This is a genomic window from Frateuria sp., assembly GCF_013362045.1.
Classification (GTDB): domain Bacteria; phylum Pseudomonadota; class Gammaproteobacteria; order Xanthomonadales; family Rhodanobacteraceae; genus Frateuria_A.
Window position 1 is genome coordinate 1 of the sequence record NZ_JABFWW010000038.1, and the last position, 5,300, is coordinate 5,300.

5 protein-coding genes are annotated in these 5,300 nt (G+C 71.5%); 2 read left to right on the top strand and 3 right to left on the bottom strand.

The window, feature by feature from the left end:
• Positions 1 to 40 precede the first annotated feature (40 nt).
• The gene (locus HOQ08_RS01900; protein ID WP_291190755.1) at positions 41 to 262 is read right to left on the bottom strand and encodes a hypothetical protein; all 222 of its coding nucleotides are present in this window, start codon (positions 260 to 262) and stop codon (positions 41 to 43) included.
• 294 nt (positions 263 to 556) lie between these two features.
• Between HOQ08_RS01900 and HOQ08_RS01905 the strand changes: the two genes are divergently transcribed.
• Complete coding sequence (locus HOQ08_RS01905; protein ID WP_291190759.1) at positions 557 to 1,702, top strand: hypothetical protein; 1,146 nt, start codon at positions 557 to 559, stop codon at positions 1,700 to 1,702.
• Between the two features lie 72 nt (positions 1,703 to 1,774).
• Here the strand turns inward: HOQ08_RS01905 and HOQ08_RS01910 are convergent, their stop codons facing one another.
• Positions 1,775 to 3,637, bottom strand: a complete 1,863-nt coding sequence (locus tag HOQ08_RS01910; protein WP_291190762.1) for a hypothetical protein — start codon at positions 3,635 to 3,637, stop codon at positions 1,775 to 1,777.
• Positions 3,638 to 4,030: 393 nt separating this feature from the next.
• A complete protein-coding gene (locus HOQ08_RS01915; protein WP_291190765.1) occupies positions 4,031 to 5,098 on the bottom strand; it encodes a CapA family protein in 1,068 nt (355 codons plus the stop codon).
• Here HOQ08_RS01915 and HOQ08_RS01920 point away from each other — a divergent pair.
• A partial coding sequence (locus HOQ08_RS01920; RefSeq protein WP_291190768.1) for a hypothetical protein occupies positions 5,063 to 5,300 on the top strand: 238 nt, incomplete at its 3' end. The genes HOQ08_RS01915 and HOQ08_RS01920 overlap by 36 nt on opposite strands.

A 5,300-nucleotide genomic window follows, 5' to 3' on the forward strand; every position in this document is an offset into this window, starting at 1 on the left:
CGACCGGCAGTCCGACACTGCGCACCAGCGCGCGGAAGTCTTAGCGCGCGCAGGCTGTCCCACTTGTAGTCGCGCAGGGACACCATTGCACGTCGCGCTCCGCCAAGGCGCGCTGCAGCCAGCGCATCGCCGCGCCGGTGTCGCCCAGGCCGGCGTGGATCAGGGCGATGTCGTAGGGCGGCACGTAGGCGCGCGCACCGCGTTCGAGCGGTTCGTCCAGCTTGCGCCTGGCCAGTTCGTGCCGGCCCGCCGCCGCGTGCACGAAAGCGGCGATGGATGGCGCCTCGGCGTTGTCGCCGGAGCAGGCGTAGGCCTGCTGGCAAGCCGCCAGCGCCTCGTCATGGCGCCCAGCCTGGCCAGGACCTTCGCCAGACAGATGTGCGCGATCCAGAAGCGCGGCTCCAGTTCCAGCGTGGATTCAAGCCGCGCCAGCGCCTCGCCGTGCCGGCCGGCCGGGTAGAGGAACTGGCCGGACTGAGCGGCCGTCCGCAGGCCGTTCCCACGCTCCGTCGCGCCATTCACGCCGCCTTGGAACGCCACGCGCTAAGCCCCGCGCATGGCGTTCCCCGACATCACCACGGCAGCGGCGCTCATGGCGGCGTTCGCCCAGCGCACCGGGCTGGACACCGAGGCTGCGCCGGTGCGCTACCTGTGGACCGATGCCTTCGCGGTCGGCAATTTCCAGGTGCTCGCCGATGCCGGGGCGGGAGTGCAGTTCGACGCGCTCGCCCAACGCACGATCGAGCAGGTCCACGCCGTGCTCGGCCACTTCCGCGCCGACGATCCGCGCGAGGGCTGGCTGCGCGGCGCGCAGGGCAGCGCTGACGACGCCCATCCCACCCGCGCCGGGCTGCGCATCGGCAAGCCGCTGCCCGAGCGCGGCGCCGGCGATGCCATCGACGGGCGGCTGGAATGGGAACGCGACGGCCAGTACTTCCACTACCTGACACGCTGGATGCGCGCGCTCGACCGGCGCGCCCGCGACCGCGGCATGCCGCACCTCAACCGCTGGGCGCGCGAACTGGCCGACGCCGCCCACCGCGCGTTCGCCTACGGGGCCGCCGGCAGGCGCCGGATGGTCTGGAAGATGAGCACCGACCTCTCGCGGCCGCTGGTGCCGTCGATGGGCCAGCACGATCCGCTCGACGGGCTGGTCGCTGCGCTCACGCTGCGCGCCACGGCCCAGGCGCAGGCCGATCGGTCCGGCCCGACCCTGGACCACGCGGTCGCCGACTACGCAGGCATGCTCGAGCACAGCCAGCTGGCCACCGCCGATCCGCTCGGCCTGGGCAGCCTGCTGATGGACGCGGCCCAACTGGAGCTCCTGCTGCGTGCCGGCGTGGCCGCCTCCCGCCCGCTGCTCGGGCGCGTGCTGGAAAGCGCGCTGGCCAGCCTGCCACATTGCGCGCTGCCGCTGCAGGCACCGGCCGGGGAACGGCTGGGCTTCCGCGAACTCGGGCTGGCGATCGGCCTGGGCGAGGTCGCCCGGCTCGCCGCCAACGCAGCCGAGGGGCCGCTTGCGGACGACCCGCACGGCTTGCGCCGGATCGCCGCACTGGGCGCGCAGGCCCCGCTGGGCCAGGCGATCACCGCGTTCTGGTGGGAGCCGGCCCATCGCGCGGCGCCCTCCTGGACCGCGCACCGCGACATCAACGAAGTGATGCTGGCGACCGCCCTGCTCACCGGCCTGCCGGCGCAGTAGCGCGGCGCATCGCGAACGCTGGCGCGGTGGAGCATGGCCCCACCGCGCTGCGTTTTCGGGATCCGCCGATCCTCAGAGCTGGAAGTTCGAGATGCGCGTCGCCCAGTTGCCCAGGGCCCCGCGCGTACCGCCGCACTGGAACAGCGGGACAGTCAGGTACTGCGCCAGCGTGCAGGAGTGCGCGATGTATTCGGAGGCGGTCCAGATCGTGTTGCCGTCGGCTGCGGCTGCACCGTAGTCGCCCCAGCGCGGCCGGCCGTGGCCCAGGTAGGGAATGCCGGTGAAGCCGTCCCAGGGACCCGCACCCGCCGCGGCGATGTGCACGTCGCCGGCGCCCAGCTTGGCATCCAGGCTGGCGTAGCCGGCGCTCGGGTAGTCGTTCGGGCCGACCACGGTGAACGCGATCACGCCGCGCCCGCTCTGAGTCACCGCCGCGGTGCCGTAGGTCAGGTTGGCGTCCGGCAGGGCGAGCGTGCCATTGGCGAACACGCCGCCGGTGTTCGGATCGATGGCGAAGTAGGCCACGCCCGAACCATGGCTGCCGTCGGCCAGCAGCACGTCGGTATCGAGCGTGCCCCACAGCTTGCCGTTGGCGAAGCTCACCTGCTGCATGCGCGAGTCATTGACCGCCAGCTCGCGGGGCGTCGAATAGACGATGGTCGGGTAGCCCAGGTAGGTCGGTGCGCAGCCGGGCGCGGCAAAGCAGTCGCGCAGGGGTGCGTCGCCCGCCTTCTGCTGGGCCAGGCTGGTAGGCACGGCGTAGGTCTGCACGCCCACCGGCGAGACATCCAGCGCCAGCGCCATCGGCGAGCTGTCGATGGCCTGCGTGTTGGAAACCGCCCACAGCCACAGCCTGTCGGACGTGCCCGAGTCATAGAACACCGCGTCGGAGCTCAGCAGGTATTCGGTGCCGCCGTGCGCACCGGCGTGCACGCCGCCGGAGGAAATGGCCGGCCACACCGTGAACGCAGGCGCCGGTATGCTCGGATCGCCGCCGTTGAACAACACCACGTTGGGCGAGGGATCGCCCGCCGCCAGAGCCTGCTTGGAGATGGCGTAGATCTGCGCGCCGTAGAAGCCCGAGCCGAACAGCGCGAACTCGTTGGTGGTGACGAAGAATGCATGCGCGTCGGCGCCGATGTGCGGGTAGTCGCCCAGGCAGAAGCCGCCGGCGCAGCCGTGGTCCGGGGTCCCTTGCGTGCCGTTGTTCTGCGCCGGCAGGCGGTAGACGTTCCACGCGCCGGTGGGATCGGCGCTCTGGCTGACGGCGATGTCGAGGTGGTTGTTGCCCGACAAAGACGAGCTCGTGCCGACCCGGTCGAGCGTCAGCACCACCTGGAACCAGCGCTGCGTGTCGGCGTCGTAGTAGCAGGTCGGGTCGGTGACCTCCGGCCCGAAGGCGCCGGTGGTGCGATTGATCGCCGCCGCATAGCCGTAGAACGTGTTGAGGTCGACCGGACCGACCAGCTTGTTGCCGGAGCGGTCATAGATCGCCAGCACGTCGTTGACGCTTTCCATGACGAAGCCGTTGCCGGCGCACAGGCCCTGGTCGGGCGGCTCCACCGAGAACTGGTTGCCGTGGTTGGCATAACGCTGGTCGCGGAAGTTCAGGCCGTCGAAACCGCCCGCGAGCTGCGGATTGGACTTGGCACGCAACGCGTGGCCCATGCTCCCGAGACCGGCCGGATGCCCATGGACGATGCTGCGGTTCACCACCGGCTGCGGGCCGAGCTCGCCGTTGCCGCCGGAGTCGGCGTCGCCCGCGCTCATCGCCGGGTCCTGTTCCAGACTGGTCAGCGGTGCGCCGCCCAGGGGCGTGGTGACCGGCACCGTGGTGCCGCCCTTCTGCAGCTTGAGCGCCGTGGGGGGCGTGGTCCCCATGGCGCAGGTGGCAAACGTCACCGCCGCCAGGGCGATGAGCAGTCGAGTCTTCATAAACGGTCTCCTGTACGTCGATTCGGTTAGGTGACCGCGTCCCCCCGTTCGATGCCGCCATCGGCAGGCGATGGGCATCTACGCAAGTACGCATATGCCGCATATGCGCGCGGCTACGATACGCGCGCCTGATGACGGCCGCGAGAAGCGGCAGCGCGCCGCCCGGCCGAGCGCCAGGCGTGAGGTGCCCGTGAAGGACCCGGGCTGCCCGGCGCGAGGCGCTTTCTGCCTGGCGCACCGGCTCTCCGTGATCTGCGCCTGGGGCTTTGCCCGCTGCGCGGGTCCCTTTGCCCGCAGCCGTATCCTTCGGCGTAAGCGCCGGAAACGTTCGTGTGTAGAGCTGACCTGCCCTTGCGACCCAGGAGCGGGTGCCCCTGGAAACACCAGCCCGCTTCACCACGCCAGTGCCCAGCTGCCGTCGGGTTTCTCACGCACATCGCAACCCATGCGGGCGCATTCGCGGCGCATGACGCCGAGCAGCCACTGTCCATCCTGCGGCGGCGCCCGCTGGATGCGGAAGCGGCGGATGCGGGTCGGCACCAGCGCCAGCTCGCGCAGCCGCCCGCGCGAGGTTTCCAGCTGCGGGAAGTACATCAGCCCTAGCTCGCCGCGGTAGGCCTGGTGGCCGCCGATGCCTTCGTAGTCGTTGAGGAAGTCGCCGCAGCCGTACAGCACCAGGTGGCCGTGGTACACCTCGATGGCCTTGGGGTGGTGCGACGAATGGCCGTAGAGCAGGTCCACCCCGGCGTCGCCGACCAGCGCGTGCGCGAACGCGCGTTGCGCCGGGGCGATCTCGTAACCCCAGTTGCCGCCCCAGTGCAGCGAGAACACCACCAGGTCGCCCGCACGCCGGTGCCGAGCCACCTCGTCGGCGATGCGCGCGACCGTGCCTGCCGACAGGTCGGGCAGGCGCCACACGCCCGCGCGGGTGACGTCGGCGGCCCAGTCCGCCAGCACGCCCGCATCGGCGGTAGCCGCGGCGAACAGCAGCAGGCGCCGCCCGCCGGGCAGTGGCCATGCCGCCGGCGCCTGTGCCGCGGCCAGCCGTTCGCCCGCGCCGGCAAGGGCGACATGCGCCGCGCGCAGCACGGCCAGGGTCTGCGCCAGACCCTCGCGTCCCCAGTCCAGCACGTGGTTGTTGGCCAGCGCGCAGCCGTCGATGTGCGCGGCGGTGAGCACGTCGACGTTGGCCGGATGCATGCGGTAGTTGATGCCCTTGGGCCAGGGCCGGTCGTAACGCGTGATGCTGGTTTCCAGGTTGGCGATGCGCAGCGCCGGCCGGTGCGCCCGCCACTGCGCCAGCGCCTCGCCCCAGACGTAGTCCGCATCGACATGCCGCGGGATCGGGCCGCTCGCCCGTTCCGCCAGCGCCACGTACTCGCGCGCGTCGCGCACGGCCTGTTCGTACAAGGCCGGATCGGATGGATGGGCCAAAATCTGGTCGATGCCGCGCCCCAGCATGACGTCGCCGCACAGGAACAGCCTCACCGGCTCCTGCCGGGCCTCGTGCAGCCGCGCCGGCGTCCCGCCTGCCTGCAGGCGATGCACAAGCATGCCCCCGACCGCACCCAGCGCGATGCGGCCCCATCGCTGGAGAAATGCCCGCCGCCCATGCATGGCCCGAAGATAGGCCGCGGCAGGTTATGCCGCGTTGAAGGCGGGC